The following is a 20,646-nucleotide window of genomic DNA, read 5'->3' on the forward strand; positions in this document are numbered from 1 at the left end:
CTGAGCCCGATCCACCCTGTCAGCGCCCGCCGCAGGATAAAAAAAGGCCCGCATCGCGGGCCTTGTCAGCTATCTGAACGATTACACCTTACGGAAGATCAGGGAACCGTTGGTACCGCCGAAGCCAAAGGAGTTGCACAGTGTGTACTCCAGGCCGGAAACCTGACGCGCGGTGTGCGGCACGAAATCGAGATCGCAGCCTTCATCCGGATTGTCGAGGTTAATGGTCGGTGGAACAGCCTGGTCGCGCAGTGCCAGAATCGAGTAGATCGATTCTACCGCGCCCGCTGCACCCAGCAGATGCCCGGTCATGGATTTGGTTGAGCTCACCATCACTTTGCTGGCGGCTGCCCCAAATACGGCTTTCACCGCCTGCGCTTCAGCCTTATCACCCGCTGGCGTAGAAGTGCCGTGGGCGTTGACATAGCCGATCTGCTCAGGCGTAAGCTGTGCATCACGCAGTGCGTTGACCATCGCCGCCGCAGCGCCTGAACCATCTTCGGGCGGTGACGTCATGTGGTAAGCATCGCTGCTCATGCCAAAACCAACGATTTCCGCGTAGATTTTCGCACCACGTTTTTTCGCATGCTCGTACTCTTCGAGTACCACAATGCCCGCGCCGTCACCCAGTACGAAACCATCACGATCTTTATCCCACGGGCGGCTGGCCGCTTGTGGGTTGTCGTTGCGGGTTGAAAGAGCGCGTGCTGCACCGAAACCACCCACGCCCAATGGCGTACTGGCTTTCTCTGTGCCACCGGCCAGCATCACGTCAGCATCGTTATAGGCGATGATACGTGCGGCATGCCCGATGTTATGCACACCAGAGGTACAGGCTGTCGCGATAGAGATGCTTGGACCTTTCAGGCCATACATAATGGTGAGATGACCCGCCACCATGTTGACAATGGTTGAAGGCACAAAGAACGGACTGATTTTGCGTGGGCCGCCGTTGACCAGTGAAGAGTGGTTCTCTTCAATCAGGCCCAGGCCACCAATGCCGGAACCAATTGCTGCACCCATACGGCTTGCATTTTCCTCGGTCACAACCAGACCGCTGTCCTGCATAGCCTGAATACCGGCCACGATGCCGTACTGGATGAACTCATCCATCTTGCGCTGATCTTTGCGCGAGATGAACTCATCACAATTGAAATCTCTTACCAGACCTGCAAAACGCGTTGCATAAGCACTGGTATCAAAATGGTCGATCAGGTTAATGCCGCTCTGACCGGCAAGGAGAGCACTCCAGGTAGACTCTACGGTATTGCCGACAGGAGACAACATGCCAAGACCAGTCACAACTACACGACGCTTAGACACGTTCGTCCTCCAGGGAGGGAAAATAGGGAACTATGTGGGACAAATAAAAAAAATCAGGCGGTCGAGCGACCGCCTGAAGGTATTCATTAGCCTTTATGGCTATTGATGTAGTCGATCGCTGCCTGAACGGTAGTGATTTTCTCAGCTTCTTCGTCTGGAATCTCAGTATCAAACTCTTCTTCCAGAGCCATCACCAGCTCAACGGTATCAAGAGAATCGGCACCCAGGTCTTCTACGAAAGATGCAGAGTTGGTGACTTCTTCCTCTTTCACACCCAGCTGCTCACTGATGATTTTCTTAACGCGTTGTTCGATATCGCTCATACTATTTAATTTCCTATCAAAACTCGCTTACGCGATGGTTTTCGTAGTGTATAAAATGGTGAAAAAGATGCAACAAAATCCCGGCTGGTCGAACCACGATTTTGCGTTATTTTGCGGTTTTAACCGCAAATAAAGCAAATGTTTTCGTGATTTATCAGACCATGTACATTCCGCCATTGACGTGCAGCGTTTCACCTGTGATGTAGGCTGCTTCGTCAGAGGCTAAAAATGCCACAGCATTGGCGATTTCCTGTGCATCGCCTAAGCGACCCGCAGGGACTTCCGCCAAAATACCGGAACGTTGATCTTCGTTCAGTGCCCGCGTCATGTCAGTCTCAATGAAGCCTGGAGCCACGACGTTGACGGTAATGCCACGTGACGCGATTTCGCGCGCCAGTGATTTGCTAAAGCCAATCAAACCCGCTTTTGCTGCCGCATAGTTTGCCTGACCCGCATTACCCATGGTGCCGACAACGGAACCAATGGTGATGATACGGCCCACGCGTTTTTTCATCATGGCACGCAGAACCGCCTTAGAAAGGCGGAATACCGATGTGAGGTTAGTATCCAGGATATCCTGCCACTCATCGTCCTTCATGCGCATGAGAAGATTATCACGCGTAATGCCTGCATTATTGACTAAGATATCCACTTCGCCAAATTCCGCGCGAATATTCTCTAAAACGCTGTCAATTGAGCCTGTGTCAGTTACATTCAGTAACAGACCTTTACCCTTGTCGCCAAGGTAAGCACTGATGGCGTCGGCGCCACTCTGGCTGGTTGCAGTTCCGACCACTTTAGCACCGCGTGCCGCCAGGGTTTCTGCAATCGCACGACCAATGCCGCGACTCGCGCCGGTTACCAGCGCAACTTTACCTTCAAAGCTCATGATTTTCCTCTTATTCCTTACCGAGTGCCGCTGACAGGGATGCCGTGTCGTTTACGGCAGCCGCGGTCAGACTATCGACAATGCGTTTCGTCAGACCGGTCAGGACTTTGCCTGGGCCCATCTCCAGCAGTTGCGTGACGCCCTGAGCCGCCATCGCTTCCACGCTCTCGGTCCAGCGGACCGGGCTGTAGAGCTGGCGAACCAGCGCATGACGGATAGCCGCTGCGTCGGTTTCAGCTTTTACATCGACATTGTTAATCACTGGCACCGCAGGTGCATTAAAGGTGATGCTCTCCAGCGCCACGGCCAGTTTGTCCGCAGCGGGCTTCATCAGCGCACAGTGAGAAGGCACGCTGACCGGCAGTGGCAGGGCACGCTTCGCGCCCGCCGCTTTACAGGCTGCACCGGCACGCTCAACGGCTTCTTTGTTACCCGCGATGACCACCTGGCCCGGCGAATTAAAGTTAACCGGTGAAACGACCTGACCCTGCGCGCTCTCTTCACACGCTTTACGGATCGCCGCGTCATCCAGACCGATAATCGCCTGCATTGCGCCGGTGCCTTCCGGCACCGCTTCCTGCATCAGTTTGCCGCGCAGCTCAACCAGCTTCACCGCATCAGCGAAGTTGATGACACCCGCGCAGACCAGCGCCGAGTACTCACCCAGACTGTGACCGGCCATCAGCTGAGGCTGTTCACCGCCCTGCTGCTGCCAGATCCGGTAGATAGCCACGGAGGCGGCTAACAGCGCAGGCTGCGTCTGCCAGGTTTTGTTCAGCTCTTCGGCCGGACCCTGACTCACTAACTGCCACAGGTCATATCCCAGTGCGTCAGAGGCTTCGCGGAAGGTCTCTTCCACCAGCGGATAGCTTGCCGCTAATTCAGTCAGCATGCCTACAGTCTGTGAACCCTGACCGGGGAAAACAAATGCAAATTGCGTCATCTTTCGTTCCTGTCAATCAAAAGCGAACCAGCGCAGAACCCCAGGTGAATCCACCACCAAAGGCTTCCAGCAGAATAAGGTGTCCGGGTTTGATGCGGCCATCGCGCACCGCTTCATCCAGTGCGCTTGGCACGGAGGCGGCAGAGGTGTTGCCGTGGCGATCCAGCGTGACGACCACTTTATCCATGGTCATGCCAAGTTTTTTCGCCGTGGCGCTGATGATGCGCAGGTTCGCCTGGTGAGGCACCAGCCAGTCCAGCATTTCGCGATCGAGATTATTGGCCTGCAGCGTTTCATCCACGATGTGCGCCAGTTCGGTCACGGCGACCTTGAAGACTTCGTTGCCTGCCATGGTGACATAGGCGGGCTTATCCTGATGGGCACGGTCCTGATAAGGCAGCGTCAGCAGCTGCGCATAGCGGCCATCCGCGTGAAGATGGGTAGAGATAATCCCCTGCTCTTCGCTCTGGCCCAGCACCACGGCACCGGCACCATCCCCAAACAGGATAATCGTGCCGCGATCTTCCGGATCGAGCGCGCGCGCCAGCACGTCAGCGCCGATCACCAGCGCGTGCTTAACCGCGCCATTTTTAATGTATTGATCGGCGACGCTCAGGGCATAAGTGAAACCTGCACAGGCGGCCGCCAGGTCAAACGCCGCGCAATCTTTGATTTCCAGCATTTGCTGGATCATGCAGGCGGAGCTGGGGAAGGCGTGACTGGAAGAGGTTGTGGCGACAATAATCAGCCCAACGTCGTTCGCATCAATGCCTGCCATTTCTAGGGCGCGTTGCGCTGCGCTGAATCCCATGGTGGCGACGGTTTCATCTGGCGCGGCAATGCGACGCTCACGGATGCCGGTACGGGTAACAATCCACTCGTCCGACGTCTCCACCATTTTTTCCAGATCGGCATTGGTGCGAACCTGGCTGGGCAGATAACTGCCCGTACCGATAATTTTGGTATACATCTAGGCTTTGTCACTCCTGGCTAATACAGCATCAAGGCGCGCAGCAATTCGCTCGGGAATGTGCTGCCTCACCGCCTGCTCTGCCTGTTCTATCGCCACGGCGAAGGCGTGTTGATTTGCTGCGCCGTGACTTTTGATCACTGTTCCGCGCAATCCTAACAGACAAGCGCCATTGTACTGGTCAGGGTTGAGTTGCCCGAATCGCTTCGCCAGACGTTTCTGAATCCAGCGTCCCAGCAACTGAAGCCACCATGACCGTTTTTTGCCTTCCCCTGATGACTTCAGCAGGGAAAGAAACATTCTTACCACGCCTTCCATCGTCTTCAGCGTGACGTTTCCGACAAAACCGTCACAGACCATGACATCGGTTTTACCGGTGAGCAACTCGTTACCTTCGAGGTAACCAATATAGTTGATCTGCGGTGATTCCCGCAGCACTGCCGCAGCATCGCGGATGGTTTCCAGCCCTTTGGTCTCTTCATGACCAATATTGAGCAACGCCACGCGCGGCCGGGGTATGCCCAGCACATGCTCAGCCATCACCGACCCCATCACCGCAAACTGCACCAGCATCGCACTGTCTGAGCCGACATTCGCCCCCAGATCCAGCACCACCGTTTTTCCCTGCTGCTGATGCGGTAAAACGGACATTAGCGCCGGACGTTTAATGCCATCCAGCGGCTTTAATAACAGCGTCGACAGCCCCATCAGCGCGCCGGTGTTTCCAGCGCTGATGCAGGCCGCTGCACGTCCCTCTCTGACCATCTCCAGAGCGACGCGCATTGAACTGCCGCGACTGTTCCGGATGGCCTGAGCGGGCCGCGCATCACTTGCAATAACCGATTCGGCAGGGATCACCTGCAAACGCCCCATCAGGGAGGAATCCGCTTTGGCAAGCAATGGCGTGAGGGTGTCGGGATGACCGACCAGAAGAAGGGATAGCTCCGAATGAGAGGCCAGTGCCTGCAATGCTGCAGGCACTGTCACGCAGGGACCGAAATCCCCGCCCATGGCATCAATCGCCAGGGTCAAACGTGTCAAGGTATCGCCTTGCTAAGCAAGAAACTTACTTAACGATAACCTTGCGACCGCGGTAGTAACCGTCCGCAGTGATGTGGTGACGCAGATGAGTTTCGCCAGAAACTTTATCTACTGACAGAGCAGCAGTGGTCAGCGCATCGTGCGAACGACGCATACCACGCTTAGAACGGGTGGGTTTATTCTGTTGTACGGCCATGGACCTTACTCCTATTACTTACGCTTTAAACTGGCTAATACGGCAAATGGATTTGGTTTCTCCGCCTCTGCAGGCAGTTTGCCAAAGACCATGTCCGCCTCGGACACTTCACAGTGTTCAGAATCGTGCACCGGAACGACCGGCAGCGCGAGAATCAATTCATCCTCAACCACCGCCAGCAGATCGATCTCACCAAACTCATTAACATCGACCGGCTCGTACGCTTCCGGCAATGCCTCGGCCTGCTCTTCAGAAGAGACAGGGCTGAAGCAGTAACTTACTTTTACGTGATGGGGAAAGGTCTGGTTGCAGCGCTGGCAGCGCAACGTCACATTGACTTCAGCGGTACCCGTCAGTACCGCCAGACGCTGGCTATCAACCGCAAACGACATGGCACAATCCACATCACTGTCCACACTAACGACCGACTCGGCCACACGCTCCACCTGTGCAGATGTGTAGACACCCTGATAATCAAGGCGCTTCTGAGCGGTGCGGACAGGGTCCAGCGTTAGGGGTAATTTTACCTTTTGCATAGGGCGCGCATATTAACTTTGTAATGTCATAGAGTCAAAGAAAAAGGCCGTTAAACAGCATCTTTCAACCACTATTCGCATCCAGTGCGGCGCACAGTTTAAAATGACTGTCACCAATTCGCTATCACTATTGTAAAAAAATGACACCATCGATTCTTTTAGCTTCCACATCCCCCTTCCGGCAGACGCTGTTACGCAAGCTGGGGCTGCCTTTTATTACGGCCGCGCCTGACGTGGATGAGTCGCCTCGTCCCGGTGAAAGCGCAGAGGCGCTGGTGACCCGACTGGCCGTGGCGAAAGCGCAGGCGCTGGCGCTGGCGAAACGCTATCCCGATCACTGGATCATCGGCTCCGATCAGGTCTGCGTCCTGGAGGGTGCGATTACCGGTAAGCCGCACACTGCGGAAAATGCCTGCGCACAGCTGCGCGCCGCCAGCGGCAACGCGATTACTTTCTATACCGGCCTGGCCCTTTTTCATCCGGCCAGCGACAGGCTGCTGCAGTGCTGTGAGCCCTTTGTGGTGCATTTCCGCACGCTGACCGAGGCGGAAATCGCAGGCTATGTGGAAAAGGAGCAGCCGCTGCAGTGTGCGGGCAGTTTCAAAAGCGAGGGGCTGGGGATTTGTCTGTTTGACCGGCTGGAGGGACGCGATCCCAATACGCTGGTCGGACTGCCGCTGATTGCGCTCAGCGCGATGATGCAGCAGGCCGGCATCAATCCCTTAACGGTGTGATGCCGGCACGATTACGCTTTCCGCTGACGCAGCTTCTGCAGGCACAGCCTGAGGCCATCATCCAGGGGTGCTTCCACCCGCATCACTTCACCCGTGCCGGGATGGGTAAAGGTCAGCGCCGCCGCATGCAGGAACAGGCGCGTCAGGCCGGTTGAGGCCAGCTGGCTGTCAAAATCGCGTTCTCCATAGCGATCGTCGAACGCAATCGGATGCCCGGCATGCAGCGTATGCACACGGATCTGATGCGTACGACCGGTCACCGGACTCGCCTTGACCAGCGTAGCGAAGTCGAACCGCTCTTCCACCTTAAAGCGGGTTTCAGAGGGTTTGCCTTCGCTACTGACGCGCACGACGCGCTCGCCGCTCTGCAGGATGTTTTTCAGCAGCGGCGCCTGCACCACCTTGAGGTGTGACGGCCAGTTGCCGCGTACCAGCGCCAGATAATCTTTCTGCATCCCTTTTTCCCGCAGCTGCTCATGCAGGGAACGCAGCGCCGAACGCTTTTTGGCGACCAGCAGAATACCGGAAGTATCCCGGTCCAGGCGGTGCACCAGCTCCAGGAAACGCGCGTCGGGCCGTAATGCGCGCAGCCCTTCAATCACGCCGAATGTCAGCCCACTCCCGCCATGGACGGCGGTGCCGGAAGGCTTGTTCATCACCAGCAGTGACTCATCCTCATAGAGGATCGCCTCGGCCAGCGATGCGACCTTCGCCAGTTTAGGGGAAACGGCGTCTTCATCGCGTTCCGCAACCCGAACCGGTGGAATGCGCACTTCGTCGCCCTCCTCCAGTTTATACTCGGGTTTGATGCGCTTTTTATTTACCCGCACCTCGCCTTTGCGAACGATGCGATAAATCATGCTTTTAGGCACACCCTTTAGCTGGGTGCGCAAAAAGTTATCAATACGTTGTCCGGCATTTTCAGCCGTGATGGCGACAAACTGTACGCCGGGATTCTCTGTTTTCATGGCGGCGATTCTAAATAGTGTCCCCTGATAGCGCCACCCCTTTTTCTGTGCTTAACTCTGGGGTTGATGTGACGGCAGGCGGCTTCTCTGCTGGCTTTTTCAGCAATACGCTGCTTTGTCCAACACATTAGCGCGTTAAATGTAAAGAATCTTCACAAGCTGGCTAAAGTCGCCTTGCTATATGAAGGTTAGCAATGGAATAATGCTTGAGTTTCTTACCTGAAGCATTTCAGGACAGAAAAAGAGCGAAATTGTCATTTTGCCGGATTGAGCAGACACGCAGCAATGGCGTAAGACGTAATGCGAAATCAGGCACTTAGCGGGCTGCGGGTTGCGGCCTGGACAACAGGTTGGAATGCACGGGTTTTCTTTATTCTCTCGGGCATTTCCCTTATCTGGTGCTGTTTTCCCTTATGAAAAACAGGCCACCGACGTTATTTGCGCCCCTCGCGCGGTCGACAGTCGTGAGGCAGACGACACTGCACTAAGTCACGGGGCCATCGGTTGATATTCGTCCAGGGTAACGATGCCCGCAGCTGTAATCACTCATGAAAGAATAACGAGTAAGTCACGATGAAAAGAATGTTAATAAACGCAACTCAGCAGGAGGAGTTGCGCGTTGCCCTGGTTGACGGTCAGCGCCTGTACGATCTGGATATCGAAAGTCCTGGACACGAACAGAAAAAAGCCAACATTTACAAAGGTAAAATCACTCGCATTGAACCCAGTCTTGAAGCTGCGTTTGTCGATTACGGCGCAGAGCGTCACGGTTTCCTCCCGTTAAAAGAAATTTCCCGCGAATACTTCCCTGAAAGCTATAACGCACATGGCCGTCCTAATATCAAAGATGTGCTGCGTGAAGGGCAGGAAGTCATTGTTCAGATCGATAAAGAAGAACGTGGTAACAAAGGCGCCGCGCTGACCACCTTTATCTCGCTGGCAGGCAGCTACCTGGTTCTGATGCCGAATAACCCGCGCGCGGGTGGCATTTCCCGTCGCATCGAAGGCGACGACCGCACCGAACTGAAAGAGGCGCTGTCGGCGCTGGAACTGCCAGAAGGCATGGGTCTGATTGTCCGTACGGCGGGCGTCGGTAAATCTGCCGAATCACTGCAGTGGGATTTAAGTTTCCGTCTCAAGCACTGGGACGCGATCAAGAAAGCCGCTGAAAGCCGCCCTGCGCCCTTCCTGATTCATCAGGAAAGTAACGTGATTGTGCGCGCTTTCCGCGACTACCTGCGTCAGGACATCGGTGAGATCCTTATCGATAATCCGAAAGTGCTGGAGCTGGCGCGCCAGCATATCGCCGCGCTGGGCCGTCCGGACTTCAGCAGCAAAATCAAGCTCTATACCGGTGAGATTCCGCTATTCAGCCACTATCAGATCGAATCGCAAATCGAATCCGCTTTCCAGCGTGAAGTCCGTCTGCCTTCCGGTGGCTCGATTGTGATTGACAGCACCGAAGCGCTGACCGCCATCGATATCAACTCCGCACGCGCTACACGCGGCGGCGACATCGAAGAGACCGCCTTCAACACCAACCTGGAAGCGGCCGACGAGATTGCGCGCCAGTTGCGCCTGCGTGACCTGGGCGGCCTGATCGTTATCGACTTCATTGATATGACCCCGGTTCGCCATCAGCGCGCCGTTGAAAACCGTCTGCGTGAAGCCGTCCGCCAGGATCGCGCTCGTATCCAGATCAGCCATATTTCCCGTTTCGGCCTGCTGGAGATGTCCCGTCAGCGTCTGAGCCCGTCATTAGGCGAATCCAGTCATCACGTCTGCCCACGCTGTAGCGGCACCGGCACCATCCGTGATAACGAGTCACTGGCGCTGTCTATTCTGCGTCTGATTGAAGAAGAAGCGCTGAAAGACAACACCAAAGAAGTGCATGCGATTGTGCCGGTTCAGGTGGCCTCTTACCTCCTGAACGAAAAACGTGAAGCGGTCAACGCTATCGAGAAACGCCAGGGCGGCGTGCGTGCGATCATCGTACCGGATGACAGGATGCAGACCCCGCACTACTCCGTACTGCGCGTACGCAAAGGCGAAGAGACGCAGACCCTGAGCTATCACCTGCCGAAGCTGCATGAAGCGGAAATGGCGATGCCGTCTGACGAGGAGCACGCCGAGCGACGTCGTCCTGAGCAGCCGGCACTTGCCGCATTCGTGATGCCTGACGCGCCTCCGGCTCCGGTCGAAGCCGCGCCTGAAGCGAAGCAGGCTAAAGCCCAGCCAGTGACTAAAACCACGCCAGAAGTGGCCGCGCCGGCTACCGTCAGCACCGGTTTCTTCGGTCGTCTGATCGGCGGTCTGAAGAAGATGTTTGCGGGCGAAGAAGCGCCGGCTGCCGCACCTGTGGCGACAGAGGTTGCGGAACCGCAGAAGCCGGCTGAAAGCGAGCAGCAGAACGGCAACAGCCGTGGCGAACGCCGCAGCAATAATAACAATCGTCGTAATAACAATCGTCGCGAACGCACACCGCGTAACGGCGACAATACGCCGTCGCGTGAAGGCCGTGAACCGCGCGAAAGCCGCGAGCCGCGTGAACCTCGCGAGAGTCGTGAGCCGCGCGAAAGCCGTGAGCCGCGCGATGGCAATGAAAACCGTCGTAACAAGCGTCAGTCTCAGTCCGGCGAAAGTCGCGAAGAGCGTCCGGCACTGAGTGAAGAAGCACGTCAGCAGCGTGATGCGCAGCAGCAGCAGCGTCGTGAACAGCGTGCAGAGCGTCAGCGTCGTCGTCAGGAAGAGAAACGTGCAGGTGAAGAGGCCGCCAAAGCCGCTGAGCAGTCTGTCGCCGTGACAGAGTCTCAGGACAACACCGAGGCGCAGGAGGATGAGCGCGTACAGGTTATGCCGCGTCGTAAGCCGCGTCAGCTGAATCAGAAAGTGCGTGTGGATGACAACCGTCAGCCCGTGACCGCCGATGATGCTGCGCAGCCTGTTGAGGCACATCAGCCGCAGCAGCGCGACGTGTCTCAGCCTGAGCTTCAGGTTTCGCAGAACGACGAGCAGGAAGATAACGACAACCGTGACAACGCCAACATGCCGCGCCGCTCACGCCGTTCGCCACGCCATCTTCGCGTCAGCGGTCAGCGTCGTCGTCGTTACCGTGATGAGCGTTACCCGACCCAGTCAGCCATGCCGCTGGCCGCCGCCGCTGCCTCACCTGAGATGGCATCCGGTAAAGTCTGGGTTCGCTATCCGGTAAATCAGGCCAGCGATGAGCAGGTTCAGAACGTGACGCCTGAGACGCCGGTCTACAGCCGTGAAGCGCCAGCGGAGATCGCTGCCGCGCCAGTCGCCGCCGCTGTTGAAGCCGTTGCGCAGGATGCCGCTGTTCAGCAGGCTGAGCCACAGGCAGACACCCCGGTGCCGGTCGTGAACACTGACGACACCCGTGCTATCGACGCACCGGTTGATGAGCAGCCTGCTGTTGTTCCGGCAGCCGAAGAGGCAAAAGCGGAAGCCGTTGCGGCCGAAGCCGTGCCTGCTGAGCCTGTCGCTGACGTGTCGCCGGTTGCAAAACCTGCCGCTGAATCCGCAGAGGTTACTGAGTCTGCAGACGCTGCACCAGCTGAAGCAGCAGACGCTGCCGAGCCAGCAAAAGTGGCAGAGCAGACCGCCAGTGATGTCAGCGACGCTATTACCGCAGAGGTCGAGGAAGTGCTGAATGCCCCGGTCGCCGCAGAAGCAGACTCTGCTCCTGTCAGCGAGCCGCATGCACCGGTTGCCGCCCGCGATGTCGCCCCGGCTGCACCGGTCGCCGTAGCCGAACAGCCAGCACCTGCTGCGGAAGCGGCACCGAGTGATGGCACCCGCTGGAAGCACTTCGCGTCGGCACCGATGACCAAAGCGCCTGCGCCAGCCTGGCAGTCCGAACCTGCGCGGCACAGTGACTGGGTGCGTGCACCGTATCAGTTCGACGGTCGCGGCTCTGCAGGCGGTCACAGCGCCACACATCAGGCGACTGCACCGGCGACCAAGCCGTAACGCAGAGACCGTTGTGAATACAACCCCGGCCTTATCCGCCGGGGTTTTTTTATGTCTGTTTGCTTCCGGCTACCGGAGTGCCGTAACAGCCATAACTCAGCAGGAAATCACACTACAGTAAGCCAGAACAGGGGGAGCTGTTGATGTCTCAGGATCTCAGCGTCGGATCCTGCGCAGGCTGAACAGAGGGCAAAAAAAACCCCACGCGCCTTTAGCAGGCGGGTGGGGAAAAGTAAGCGCATCCGGTTAAAGTACGCTCAAATTCTCAGGTCAGATTACGAATTCATCTTGAACAGCGACATCTTAGACATGTCGGTAAAGGTCTTATAAGAGGCCTGCAGGGCCGTCTGCTGCATGGTGTAGCTGGACGCCGCCTCGGTGTAATCGACGTCAACCAGATCGCTCATCTGCGAGTTATAGATCACGCTGCGGTCATCACCCTGCGCATTCAGCGTATCAATCTCGGAGAGCTGAATACCGATTTCAGAACGTACGGCTAAGACATTGTTCAGTGAATTACCCAGACCCCGGTTGGTTTTATCCATCGCCGCCTGGAACGTCTGTTTGGTCGCGGCATCCGCGTCATCCTGCGGCACTTTCAGCGCGGCGATGGCGCTATCCAGCATGGCGAACACATTGGTTTCACTGGCTGTGCCATCCGGCTCTTTTTTGGCATTGCTTGTGATCGACATAAAGATAGCATCGCCGGTGTGCGCCACGGTCATGGTCCGGCTGGTGTCGACCTTCTGGGTAATCGCCTCGGTGCCACCGGTGTAAGCAACACCCGTACCCGCCGTGTCTGCGAATGGCGCGCTGTCCGTCTTATAGCCGGCAAAGATGTAACGACCATTGGCATCTTTACTGTTGGCCTGATTCAGCAACTGCGCCCGGATCCCCTCCAGCTGGGTCGCGATCGATCCCCGGTCATCGTCACTCAGCGTGCCGGTGGAACCGTTAACGATCAGCGTCTGTGCATTCTGGATGCTGTCGGTGACACCTTTCAGGGTGTTCTCTTCCAGTGACAGCCCCTGCTCAGCAAAGGTACGCGCCAGCGCATACTGTTTTCCCTGCTGCTGTGTCTGCGTTAACGCGACCGCGCGCGAGGCGGCAATCGGGTCGTCCGATGGATTGGTGACGCGGCGACCGCTGGAGAGCTGCTCGCCGACTTTAAGCCAGGAGGCCTGCGAGTCGGTAATCCCGCGCACCTGCTGGTCAAATATCATATTTGTACTGATTCGCATGTTATCTCCTGCCCTTAGCGAATATTGATCAATGCGTTAAACACGGTGCTGGCAGTCTGCAGCACCTGCGCATTTGCCATGTAATATTGCTGATATTTGGTCAGGTTGGCGTACTCCTCGTCGAGGTTGACGCCCGACACTGACTGCTGGCGATCGGTCAGCTGGCTGACCACGCTTTTCTGGGTGGTGCTGGTCGTTTCCAGCGAACTGGTTTTGTTACCCACGGTGCTGACGATACTGGCATAGGCCTGTGACAGCGTGGCATTGCCACCGACCAGTTTCACATCCTGCAGGTTCAGCAATTTCTGCGCGTTGCGGTTATCACTCTCTCCGCCGACGGCAGATGCCGCCGCGACCTGAGATTCGCTGGTAATCGCCACTGACATATCGTTGATCACGTTCTGCACCGGCTTCACCAGGAAGCTATCTTTCGCAGCAGGCGCGGGCGATGCACCGACCGTCAGCTTCAGGCCGTCGAAGCTCAGGGTGGTATTGCCGCTGGCATCGGTTCCCTTTGTCAGCGTGACCGCTGTACCGTCTGCGGCGCGGGTGGCGCTCCAGTTCGTGCCGTCATAGCTGACGGTGTAGTTGGACGCTTTCAGCGCGCTGGTGTCGGTCCACTCTGCGGTAACGGATGCACTCGTGCTGTTTTTGCTGTTACTGACCACCAGCGGGCTGCCGATATTGAAAAAATCGACGCCCTGGTTGCCCTGGCTGTCAAAGCCCTGCTTGTGGACATCATTGAAGCTGGTGGTAAAGGCGGCGGCTAACTGACCCAGCTGATTCTGAGCCAGATCCAGATCCTGCGACCGGAACGCCAGCAGACCGCCCAGTGAACCGGTGGTGATCAGTTTTTCCGGGATCTCGACGTTACCCGCCTGTTTATCGGCATAGCCAATGGTGGTTCGGGTCGGATCGCTGCTGGAGGTCATCGCGACCAGATCGGTTGATTTGTAGCCGTTGACCAGCGTCAGGCCATTCGCCATTGAGACGGTATAGTTACCCCCCTGCTCAGAGACGTTCACGCCGACCATTTTGTTCAGGTCACTGACGAGCTGATCGCGTTTATCCAGCAGATCGTTAGGGGTTGCGCCGTTGCCGGTGGTCAGTTTGCCGATCTGCTTGTTGAGATCGGCAATCTGGCTGGTCAGGGTATTAACCTGTTTAACGTCTGAACTGATATCTGCATTGACGCTGATCTGCATATTGTTCAGATACTGCGCCGTGCTCTGAAACTGGCTGACCAGCCCCTGCGCATTGCTGAGCATCGACTGACGCGCCGAAGGATCGTTGGCGTTACTGACCACGTTCTGCAGGTTGGTGAAAAAGCCCTGCAGCGAGGTCGACAGGCTGGTGGTGGAGGTCGACAGCAGATCGTCAATGTTTGAAATCTGGCTGTGCTGGGTGTCGACTGCGCTGTAGTTTGCGCTGGCACCGCGCAACTGTGTGGCGATGAACGCATCATATTCACGCTGCACACCCGTTACGTTGACGCCATTACCGTAATAGCTGTTGCCCTGAAGCGTACTATTGGCCTGCGCTAACACAGTGGTCTGACGTGAATAGCCCGCCACGGTGTAGTTGCTAATGTTGCTACTGGTGGTGCTCAGGGCGGCCTGCGCGGCACTCAGTCCGCTCATGGCGGAGTTAATTATGCTGGACATCTCGGTTCCTTACGTTCCCCGTCAACCGGGCTGGCAAACATCAAAGTGGGCGCCAGCAGGCGAAAACGCATCTGGCTATAGGCATGTTATCGGCTTGCTTAAGTGAAACTTGAGGCGCAATGATCAGAAGAGATCGCCCACATCCTGGGTATAGGCTTTAACGACTTTTTCGCCCATACTTTTGAATTGCTGAATCATTCCCACCAGCTTCTGCGCATATTTAGGATCGGTGGCATAGCCCGCCGCCTGCAGCGCCTGCGCGCCCTGCTCTGCACTGGATGCGGTAGTGACCGCCGCATAGCGTGGGTTTTTGGTCAGGAGCCGGACGTAGTCGGTCAGTGCCTCAAAATAGGAGTTATAAACCCGGAAGCTGGCACGGACCTTCTTCGCTTCACCCTGCTCATATTCGGTAGTCATGATATCTGTCGTCTCCCCTTTCCAGTCACCGCTGGCTTTAATCCCGAACACGTTATAGCTCGGTTTGCCGTCGCGGGTCAGGATCTGACGCTGGCCCCAGCCCGACTCCAGCGCCGCCTGCGCCAGAATCAGGTGATGAGGGATACCACTCTGCTGACTGGCCGCCTGCGCGGGCTGCGTCAGCTGCGCGATAAACTCGCGGCTGTCGCTGGGCAGGCCGGTTGGCGAAGCGGCAGGCAGACGCGGCATCGCTTTACGCACGATCTGCTCCAGCTGCTGCGCCTGCATCGGTACGGCGCCACTGGTGCTGAGGATAAAGCTGTTATCCAGCTTCATCGGCACCGTACCGGCGGTTTCATCCGGTGCGGTAGCGGGCTGCATCTGTTTGACGATGGTTTCTGCGAGGCCAAGGCCCCGCTTCCCCATCTCCTGGGCAATCTGCTGGTCATACATAGACGTGAAGAGTTTAGTCTGCTCGTTACTCAGAATGCCGTCCTGCGGCAATGCTTCACGCATACTCTTCAGCATCATCTGCACAAACATCCCTTCGACCTGACGCGCCACCTGCAACGCATGGCCTTTCGGATCGTTGCTGGCCTGGTGTTTCAGTTCATTCAGGGAGCGGCTGTCGTAAGCCGCACTCATCACAGATTGCATATCAGCCATCAGATAATTTCCAGTTTGGCACGCAGGCAGCCGGCACTCTGCATCGACTGCAGAATCGACATCAGTTCGATAGGCGATGCACCCAGGGCGTTCAGGGCACGCACCACATTGTTCAGGCTGGCGCTGGCATTCACACGCTGCAGCGCACCACCGGACTGGCGCAGATCGATCTGGGTCTGCGTCGTCGCCACCGTCTGTCCACCGGCCAGCGGCGTATCAGGCTGGCTGACGTTCTGCTGCTGATTGACCGTGACCGACAGGTTGCCCTGCGCCACCGCACACTGGTTCAGCGTCACTTCGCGGTTCATCACCACCGAGCCGGTGCGTGAGTTGATGATCACTTTCGCGTCTTCGACCGGAATCGAGACGTTGATGTTCTGGATATCGGCCAGCAGACGTACCTGCGCACCATTGTTCGGTGACACGCGGATCTGCACGGTCCGGGCATCCAGCGGCTGCGCTGAGCCATAGCCGCCGCGCGCGTTAATCGCATCGGCGATACGTTGCGCCATAGAGAAATCTTCGTTGTTCAGCTGCAGGTTGATGGTGTTCTGCGAGCCAAAATTGCTCTGCAGTTCACGTTCAACAGTCGCCCCGCCGGAGATTCGACCACCGTTGAGCTGGTTTACCTGAACGCTGCTGCCGCCTGCCGAGGCGCCTGCGCCCCCCACCAGGATGTTGCCCTGCGCCAGCGCGTAAACCTGGTTATCGACCCCTTTCAGTGGCGTCATTAACAGCGTTCCGCCACGCAGGCTCTTGGCGTTACCCAGTGAAGAGACCACCACGTCCAGATTCTGTCCCTGACGGGCAAATGCTGGCAGTTTCGCCGTGACCATCACCGCGGCCACGTTCTTCAGCTGCATATTGGTGCCAGCCGGAACGGTGATCCCCAGCTGTGACAGCATGTTGTTCACGGTCTGGGTGGTAAAGGGGGTCTGGGTCGTCTGGTCACCGGTGCCATCGAGGCCCACCACCAGGCCATAGCCCAGCAACTGGTTGTCACGTACGCCCTGTACCGTGGTGAGATCGCGAATTAAATCGGCCCTGGCCAGCAGGCTGACACTCAGGAGCAGCGCCAGCCCGGCGCGTAACAGCGTTAACTTTTTCATTGAAGCCTCTTACATCGGGGAGATGTTCAGGAAGAAGCGCTGCAACCAGCCCATGGTCTGCGCCTCATTGATATAGCCATTACCGACGTACTCAATACGTGCATCGGCGACCGCGGTCGATAACACAGCGTTGCTGGCGCTGATGGTGCGTGGGTTGACCACGCCCGAGAAGCGAATGAACTCTGTGCCCTGATTAATGGCGATCTGTTTTTCACCGACCACGTGCAGGTTGCCGTTCGACAGCACCTGATCCACGGTGACGGTAATGGTGCCGGTAAAGGTGTTATTGGCGGATGCGCCGCCTTTACCGGCGAAGTCGTTTTTGCCTTCGGCACTGAGGTTGGCTTTTTCGCCACCTGCCCCTACCAGTCCCGCCAGTCCGGTCGGAATGGCGCTCAGGCCAAAGCTGTTGCTGCCATCACGGCTGGCATTCGCCGACGAGCTTTTGCTGGCGCTGACGTTTTCCTGCAGGGTAATGGTCAGGGTATCGCCAATGTTACGTGGACGGCGATCTTCAAACAGCGGCTGATAGCCGTAGTTAAGCGGCGCGACGCCCTGAAAAATCGATCCATTGACCACCGGTGGCGCGGACGGCAGCGGCTGCGCCGTGGTTGCGCCCTCGACCAGCGGGGTCCGCGGAACCAGCGCACATCCATTAAGAGTCAGCAGCAATGAAGCGACTAACCAATGTCCAGGCTTGAGAATCTGTTGCTTCGCCACGGTGTCACGACCTTATTCATGTCTCTGTTTCAGGCCAGCAGGCGCTGGCCCTGTTCGGGATTAAATCTGTGTTAATTTCGCCAGCATCTGATCAGAGGTGCTGATCGCCTTGCTGTTGATTTCGTAGGCGCGCTGCGTCTGGATCATGGTGACCAGCTCTTCCGCCACGTTAACGTTCGAGGTTTCGGTATAGCCCTGGTAGAGCAGACCGGCGCCGTTCTGGCCTGGCGTGCTGTCCGTCGGCGCACCCGATGCCTGGGTTTCCTTGTAGAGGTTTTCACCCACGCTATCGAGACCGGCATCATTCATAAAGGTGCTCAGGGTTAACTGACCCACCTGCGCGGCCTGCGCCTGACCCTGCTGGGTCACGCTGACCACACCATCACGGGATACCGTAATGCTGGTGGCGTTGGCCGGAATGGTAATGCCGGGCTGCACCGGGAAACCGGAGTTGGTTACCAGCTGACCGTTCTGATCCACCTGAAACGCGCCATCACGGGTATAGGCAGAGGTGCCATCCGGCATCTGAATCTGAAAATAGCCCTGGCCGTTAATGGCGACATCTTTTGAGTTACTGGTCTGCGACAGGTTGCCCTGAGTATGCAGGCGTTCTGTGGTCACAGGACGCACACCGGTACCAATCTGCAGGCCGGATGGCAGCGTTGTCTGTTCAGATGACTGTGTGCCCGGCTGGCGCATAGTCTGGTACATCAGATCTTCGAACACCGCACGCGAACGTTTAAAACCGTTGGTGCTGACGTTTGCCAGGTTGTTGGCAATAACGTCCATGTTCATCTGCTGCGCATCAAGACCGGTCTTAGCGATCCATAAAGAACGAATCATGTTGTTATCCTCGCGCCTTAGCTCATGTTCAGGAGCTGATTGGCTTTTTGTTCATTTTCGTCGACATTGGTGATGACTTTCATCTGCATCTCAAAACGTCGGGCGTTGGCGATCATATCGACCATGGTTTCTACCGGCTTGACGTTGCTGCCTTCCAGTACGCCTGGCATCACCTGCATGGTGGCATCTGCCTGCAGCGCCGCGCCACGGGTAGCCTGCGTCGCCGCCGTTGGCCGGAACATGCCATCATCGCTACGCTGCAGCTCCTGACCGGTCGCCCGGACCAGCTTGAGTTTGCCGAGCTGAACCGTAGCGTTAGGTGAATCACCGGCATTCAGCCCGGTAATGGAGCCATCTGCCGCGATGGTGATCTCCGTGCCCTGTGGGATCACAATCGGGCCGCCATCGCCCATGACAGGATTGCCCTGAACCGTCAGCGTGCCGTTCGGGCTGATCTGCATATTGCCGTTGCGCGTATAGGCTTCGCTGCCGTCTGCGGTACGTACGGCCAGCCAGCCATCCTGCTGCACCGCCACATCCAGCGGGCGCTCGGTGTAATCCATCGCGCCCTGGCTCATGTCCGCGCCCGGTGTCGAGGCGGCCACCAGCGTACGGGTGGGCAGTGACCAGCCACTCACCGGCACGGCGCGCAGTGCGTTGAGCTGCGCACGAAAGCCAGGTGTTGAGGCGTTGGCGAGGTTGCTGGCGGTGACCGCCTGCTGATCCAGCGTCTGGCTGGCCGCGCCCATCGCGGTATATATCGCGTGATCCATAAGGCAATCCTGTTAGCGAATTAACGTAAGTTAACCAGCGTGTTGAGAATCTGGTCCTGAGTTTTGATGGTCTGCGCGTTCGCCTGGTAGTTACGCTGCGCAACGATCATGTTTACCAGCTCTTTACTCATGTCAACGTTAGAGGACTCCAGTGCGCCCGCTGTCAGTGAACCAAAGGTGCCAGTGTTCGCCAGACCAACCGCAGCCTGACCGGAGGCATTTGAAGCCTGCCAGACGTTGTCGCCCTTCGACTGCAGCCCTTCCGGGTTAGAGAAGCTCGCCAGCACGATCTGACCCAGCAGCTGGGTTTTCTGGTTTGAGTAGGTGCCGGTGATGGTGCCGTCATCATTGATCGCATAGCTGGTCAGATCGCCTGGTGCATAGCCATCCTGAGTCGGGTTGCCAAAGGAGGTGGTGCCGGTGTTCTGCTGCAGGCTGCCCAGCATGCTCATGGTGATGGGCTGGTTCGCCGCCGCGCCATTAGCGCCACCCGCGTTCAGCGTTAGTCCGACGGTGCCATCGGTGGTGGTGCTGACCACCGCGCCGCTGGCGTTCAGCTTAGAGACGCTGGTCAGCTTACCGCTGGTGTCAAACGCCATTCTGAAGTCACCCGCTGAGCTGCCGGTTTCGCCATCGATGGTGCGCACGGTCCAGCTGTTGCTGGTGGCGTCTTTTGAGAAATACATGTCGAGCGCGTGGTCATTACCCTGCGAGTCGAACACGGTTACCGTCGTTTTCTTGGTATAGCTGTCCGCATTCGCCGTTGAGAAGGTGGTCACGGCTGGGGTGGTATCCGTCGAGTTCAGGTTGGCAACCAGACCAGCGGTCGTGGTGGCACGCGCGGACATCTGTTCAGTAGGAATACGCAGCGCCACCGGGTTAGCACCTGCCTGAATGGTGGCCGGTGAACCGCTGGCCGGATAGCCGGTCACGTTCAGACCCTGGGTGTTGACCAGGTTACGGTTGTTATCCAGGGTGAACTGGCCGTTACGGGAATAGAAGACGCCGCCGCTGCTGTCGGTCATACGGAAGAAACCGTTACCGCTCAGCGCCACGTCCAGCCCACGGCTGGTGGTGGTGGTAGCACCGTCGTTGAAGTTCTGGATCACCGCCGCGACTTTGGTGCCGAGGCCGACGTTAGAACCAGCAAACATATCGGCGAACGCGATGGTGCTGGATTTAAAGCCCGCTGTGGCGGAGTTGGCGATGTTGTTACCGATGACATCAAGGTTACTTGACGCGGCACCAAGGCCGCTGACCGCTTGGGAAAATGACATGTGTGTGTGTCCTGTCTACA

General features: G+C 57.3%; 19 protein-coding genes. 2 read left to right on the top strand and 17 right to left on the bottom strand.

Features of this window, described 5'->3' with window-relative positions; genetic code table 11:
• Positions 1 to 81 precede the first annotated feature (81 nt).
• From fabF to yceD, 8 genes are all read right to left on the bottom strand, one after another.
• On the bottom strand, positions 82 to 1,323 hold the full coding sequence (gene fabF / locus RT657_RS02620) for a beta-ketoacyl-ACP synthase II (RefSeq protein WP_313652301.1): 1,242 nt from the start codon (positions 1,321 to 1,323) through the stop codon (positions 82 to 84).
• Positions 1,324 to 1,409: 86 nt separating this feature from the next.
• The gene (acpP, locus tag RT657_RS02625) at positions 1,410 to 1,646 is read right to left on the bottom strand and encodes an acyl carrier protein (protein WP_003849865.1); all 237 of its coding nucleotides are present in this window, start codon (positions 1,644 to 1,646) and stop codon (positions 1,410 to 1,412) included.
• 154 nt (positions 1,647 to 1,800) lie between these two features.
• Positions 1,801 to 2,535: a 3-oxoacyl-ACP reductase FabG gene (fabG, locus tag RT657_RS02630; protein ID WP_313652303.1), complete on the bottom strand. Its 735-nt coding sequence runs from the start codon at positions 2,533 to 2,535 to the stop codon at positions 1,801 to 1,803.
• Between the two features lie 10 nt (positions 2,536 to 2,545).
• Entirely contained in the window at positions 2,546 to 3,478 is a 933-nt protein-coding gene (gene fabD, locus RT657_RS02635; RefSeq protein ID WP_313652305.1) for an ACP S-malonyltransferase, read from the bottom strand.
• Positions 3,479 to 3,494: 16 nt separating this feature from the next.
• On the bottom strand, positions 3,495 to 4,448 hold the full coding sequence (locus RT657_RS02640; RefSeq protein ID WP_313652307.1) for a beta-ketoacyl-ACP synthase III: 954 nt from the start codon (positions 4,446 to 4,448) through the stop codon (positions 3,495 to 3,497).
• On the bottom strand, positions 4,449 to 5,489 hold the full coding sequence (plsX, locus tag RT657_RS02645; RefSeq protein WP_313652309.1) for a phosphate acyltransferase PlsX: 1,041 nt from the start codon (positions 5,487 to 5,489) through the stop codon (positions 4,449 to 4,451).
• Between the two features lie 25 nt (positions 5,490 to 5,514).
• Positions 5,515 to 5,685 carry a 50S ribosomal protein L32 gene (gene rpmF, locus RT657_RS02650; RefSeq protein WP_003849870.1) on the bottom strand — a complete coding sequence of 57 codons (171 nt, stop codon included), beginning with the start codon at positions 5,683 to 5,685 and terminating at the stop codon, positions 5,515 to 5,517.
• A gap of 14 nt (positions 5,686 to 5,699) precedes the next feature.
• Entirely contained in the window at positions 5,700 to 6,221 is a 522-nt protein-coding gene (gene yceD, locus RT657_RS02655) for a 23S rRNA accumulation protein YceD (RefSeq protein ID WP_313652311.1), read from the bottom strand.
• 140 nt (positions 6,222 to 6,361) lie between these two features.
• Between yceD and RT657_RS02660 the strand changes: the two genes are divergently transcribed.
• Entirely contained in the window at positions 6,362 to 6,955 is a 594-nt protein-coding gene (locus RT657_RS02660; RefSeq protein WP_313652314.1) for a nucleoside triphosphate pyrophosphatase, read from the top strand.
• 11 nt (positions 6,956 to 6,966) lie between these two features.
• Here RT657_RS02660 and rluC read toward each other — a convergent pair whose 3' ends face one another.
• Positions 6,967 to 7,923 (bottom strand): 23S rRNA pseudouridine(955/2504/2580) synthase RluC, encoded by a 957-nt coding sequence (rluC, locus tag RT657_RS02665; RefSeq protein WP_313652316.1) that lies wholly within the window; start codon positions 7,921 to 7,923, stop codon positions 6,967 to 6,969.
• Positions 7,924 to 8,496: 573 nt separating this feature from the next.
• On the opposite strand from rluC, the gene rne reads away from it, so the two are divergent.
• Complete coding sequence (gene rne, locus RT657_RS02670) at positions 8,497 to 11,916, top strand: ribonuclease E (RefSeq protein WP_313652318.1); 3,420 nt, start codon at positions 8,497 to 8,499, stop codon at positions 11,914 to 11,916.
• Positions 11,917 to 12,191: 275 nt separating this feature from the next.
• Here the strand turns inward: rne and flgL are convergent, their stop codons facing one another.
• The 8 genes from flgL to flgE all read right to left on the bottom strand — a co-directional run bounded on the left by flgL (position 12,192) and on the right by flgE (position 20,626).
• The gene (gene flgL, locus RT657_RS02675; protein WP_313652321.1) at positions 12,192 to 13,157 is read right to left on the bottom strand and encodes a flagellar hook-associated protein FlgL; all 966 of its coding nucleotides are present in this window, start codon (positions 13,155 to 13,157) and stop codon (positions 12,192 to 12,194) included.
• A 14-nt stretch (positions 13,158 to 13,171) separates the two neighbouring features.
• A complete protein-coding gene (gene flgK / locus RT657_RS02680) occupies positions 13,172 to 14,821 on the bottom strand; it encodes a flagellar hook-associated protein FlgK (RefSeq protein ID WP_313652323.1) in 1,650 nt (549 codons plus the stop codon).
• Positions 14,822 to 14,944: 123 nt separating this feature from the next.
• Positions 14,945 to 15,904, bottom strand: a complete 960-nt coding sequence (gene flgJ, locus RT657_RS02685; protein ID WP_313652325.1) for a flagellar assembly peptidoglycan hydrolase FlgJ — start codon at positions 15,902 to 15,904, stop codon at positions 14,945 to 14,947.
• Complete coding sequence (locus RT657_RS02690) at positions 15,904 to 17,013, bottom strand: flagellar basal body P-ring protein FlgI (RefSeq protein ID WP_313652327.1); 1,110 nt, start codon at positions 17,011 to 17,013, stop codon at positions 15,904 to 15,906. Before RT657_RS02690 ends, flgJ begins: the two co-directional genes overlap by 1 nt.
• A gap of 9 nt (positions 17,014 to 17,022) precedes the next feature.
• Positions 17,023 to 17,733: a flagellar basal body L-ring protein FlgH gene (locus RT657_RS02695; protein WP_313652329.1), complete on the bottom strand. Its 711-nt coding sequence runs from the start codon at positions 17,731 to 17,733 to the stop codon at positions 17,023 to 17,025.
• Between the two features lie 60 nt (positions 17,734 to 17,793).
• Positions 17,794 to 18,576, bottom strand: coding sequence for a flagellar basal-body rod protein FlgG (gene flgG, locus RT657_RS02700; protein WP_313652331.1), 783 nt, complete (start codon positions 18,574 to 18,576; stop codon positions 17,794 to 17,796).
• 17 nt (positions 18,577 to 18,593) lie between these two features.
• Positions 18,594 to 19,349 carry a flagellar basal body rod protein FlgF gene (locus tag RT657_RS02705; RefSeq protein ID WP_111138634.1) on the bottom strand — a complete coding sequence of 252 codons (756 nt, stop codon included), beginning with the start codon at positions 19,347 to 19,349 and terminating at the stop codon, positions 18,594 to 18,596.
• Between the two features lie 20 nt (positions 19,350 to 19,369).
• Entirely contained in the window at positions 19,370 to 20,626 is a 1,257-nt protein-coding gene (flgE, locus tag RT657_RS02710; RefSeq protein WP_313652336.1) for a flagellar hook protein FlgE, read from the bottom strand.
• Positions 20,627 to 20,646 lie beyond the last annotated feature (20 nt).

This window comes from Pantoea sp. (assembly GCF_032114055.1).
GTDB lineage: Bacteria > Pseudomonadota > Gammaproteobacteria > Enterobacterales > Enterobacteriaceae > Pantoea.

Bases quoted from the DNA above. Each gene is read 5' to 3' on its own strand.
- acpP (WP_003849865.1), bottom strand. From the start codon at position 1,646: ATGAGCGATATCGAACAACGCGTTAAGAAAATCATCAGTGAGCAGCTG.
- fabG (WP_313652303.1), bottom strand. From the start codon at position 2,535: ATGAGCTTTGAAGGTAAAGTTGCGCTGGTAACCGGCGCGAGTCGCGGC.
- fabD (WP_313652305.1), bottom strand. From the start codon at position 3,478: ATGACGCAATTTGCATTTGTTTTCCCCGGTCAGGGTTCACAGACTGTA.
- RT657_RS02640 (WP_313652307.1), bottom strand. From the start codon at position 4,448: ATGTATACCAAAATTATCGGTACGGGCAGTTATCTGCCCAGCCAGGTT.
- rpmF (WP_003849870.1), bottom strand. From the start codon at position 5,685: ATGGCCGTACAACAGAATAAACCCACCCGTTCTAAGCGTGGTATGCGT.
- yceD (WP_313652311.1), bottom strand. From the start codon at position 6,221: ATGCAAAAGGTAAAATTACCCCTAACGCTGGACCCTGTCCGCACCGCT.
- RT657_RS02660 (WP_313652314.1), top strand. From the start codon at position 6,362: ATGACACCATCGATTCTTTTAGCTTCCACATCCCCCTTCCGGCAGACG.
- rluC (WP_313652316.1), bottom strand. From the start codon at position 7,923: ATGAAAACAGAGAATCCCGGCGTACAGTTTGTCGCCATCACGGCTGAA.
- rne (WP_313652318.1), top strand. From the start codon at position 8,497: ATGAAAAGAATGTTAATAAACGCAACTCAGCAGGAGGAGTTGCGCGTT.
- flgL (WP_313652321.1), bottom strand. From the start codon at position 13,157: ATGCGAATCAGTACAAATATGATATTTGACCAGCAGGTGCGCGGGATT.
- flgK (WP_313652323.1), bottom strand. From the start codon at position 14,821: ATGTCCAGCATAATTAACTCCGCCATGAGCGGACTGAGTGCCGCGCAG.
- flgJ (WP_313652325.1), bottom strand. From the start codon at position 15,904: ATGGCTGATATGCAATCTGTGATGAGTGCGGCTTACGACAGCCGCTCC.
- RT657_RS02690 (WP_313652327.1), bottom strand. From the start codon at position 17,013: ATGAAAAAGTTAACGCTGTTACGCGCCGGGCTGGCGCTGCTCCTGAGT.
- flgG (WP_313652331.1), bottom strand. From the start codon at position 18,576: ATGATTCGTTCTTTATGGATCGCTAAGACCGGTCTTGATGCGCAGCAG.
- RT657_RS02705 (WP_111138634.1), bottom strand. From the start codon at position 19,349: ATGGATCACGCGATATATACCGCGATGGGCGCGGCCAGCCAGACGCTG.
- flgE (WP_313652336.1), bottom strand. From the start codon at position 20,626: ATGTCATTTTCCCAAGCGGTCAGCGGCCTTGGTGCCGCGTCAAGTAAC.